A 1811-nucleotide genomic window follows, 5' to 3' on the forward strand; every position below is an offset into this window, starting at 1 on the left:
ATCAAACTCCCTCATTAAAGTAAGGTTTTTCTCTTGTTTTCTTGGTTTTTCTCAGTATTTTAAATTTCTTTTTATGAACATCTTGTGAATGAGCAGTATTTCATTTCCGTTTAGGTGGAGGAGGCATACTTAAATAAACCCTTCTTCTCCTTTTTACAGAAAAAGGATTATGATGAATGATATGGTAGCTTATGGATCCCACACTATTCATGGCGGCACACCCTCCCATATCTCACAGCGTCCTATGCGCATACATTCCTTCGTTCTGCCTATCCATGAAGCGGGGTCGGCGATGCTTTTTTGCAGGGTCTTTGCCCAATTGTTTGATCGTTTGCCGACTGCTCCTAGCTTCTGATGTCCAAGTCTTAAAAACAATGACTGATTAAGCCAATTCTACTAAAAATCTACCTAGCTTTACGCGGTTTCTTGTAAGCCGAAATGAGGGATATCTTTTAACATTTTTTCAGGACAAAAGGTGATTTGCTTTTTTCCAATGGTAAACAATATTCGAATCAATTTACAACACAAAGCGATCAGTGATTGTTTCTTTTTCAACGGATTATCATTTCTCGTTATAAAGTATTGATGTAATGTCTTAAACGCAGGGTTTTTAGAAACCAATGGCAGAATCACCTTAAACAATAAAGCGCGTAATTTAGGTCGTCCTCTCTTCGTTATAACGGTTCGACCTTTCCACTTCCCAGATGTCGCCAATTTCAGATTCAGCCCCGCTAATTTAATAATTTGATTCGGATGGTCATAATTTTGTAAGTCACCTATTTCCGCAAAGAATGCGGCAACGGTTTTTTCTCCAATTCCTGATATTTCCGCCATTTCTTTCACTGCAGGAATCTGTCGGAGAATCTCTTTTATTTTCTCCCATACGGTGCTGATTTCATTTTGAATCAAATCATATTGGGTCATGAGCGTATTTAATTTCAATCTGGCCAGATGTCTTCCTTCTTTGAGCCCAATCGAACTCCTGGCAGCGTCTTTAATCTGCCGGACTTTTTTCATTCCAACTCCCCGTTTGACTTCTTCTCGTATTTTGGCAAGAATCTCTTCTTCTGAGCACTTGACGATTTCATCTGGAAATAAACCCATTCGTAATACTTGTAAAGCGGCTTTTCCCTCCCAATCCTTAAAGATTTTTATGTACTCAGGAAAGTACCGGTCAATCCACTGGTGAACGCGTCCCTGAACAGTCTGAAGGTCCTTCATGAGCTGGTCATACAGGTTCATTCCTTCACGAAGATCGGCATATATTCCTTCAGGTAAATAGGGTTCAGAATAACGGCCATCCTCAATGAGCCGTGAAATGACCCTTGCATCTTTTACATCATTTTTGGTAGGGGAGTTGTCGTCAAGCTCCTTTGACTTCTTTACATGGGCTGGGTTCACGACCACAACCTTTATTTCCTGTTCTTTTAACCAATACGCTAATGGAAGCCAGTAGTGGCCTGTAGGTTCCATTCCGATGATGATTTCGTGCTTATGGTGTTGATCCTTCAGGCTGTTCATCCAGGAGGTGAGACTCCTAAAGCCTAAGTAGGAATTTTCAAAGGTAAGTGCTTTTCCAAATTGGATTCCTCTGAAATCTTGAGCTCTTGCCACATGCTTATGTTTAGCTATATCAATTCCCACAATTAAAGTTTCGTCCGTTAGTTGTAAAATCTTTTGGTTTTGTTTATACTTCACTTTGAGTCCTCCTTGGTTTCAATTAAGGGTCCTTATGTTGCGCAACATGGGGCACCTCGTATCATACCAAGGGGACTTTTCTTGTTCAAACCTCATTTTGCCTTAATACAGGC

At 40.3% G+C, this 1811-nt stretch carries 1 protein-coding gene; it reads right to left on the reverse strand.

Annotation, left to right across the window (positions count from 1 at the left end; genetic code table 11):
* Window positions 1-414: 414 nt before the first annotated feature.
* Entirely contained in the window at window positions 415-1698 is a 1284-nt protein-coding gene (locus tag COO03_RS10735) for an IS110 family transposase (RefSeq protein WP_097897176.1), read from the reverse strand.
* Window positions 1699-1811 lie beyond the last annotated feature (113 nt).

This window comes from Bacillus sp. AFS098217, assembly GCF_002551815.1.
Lineage (GTDB): Bacteria > Bacillota > Bacilli > Bacillales > Bacillaceae_G > Bacillus_A.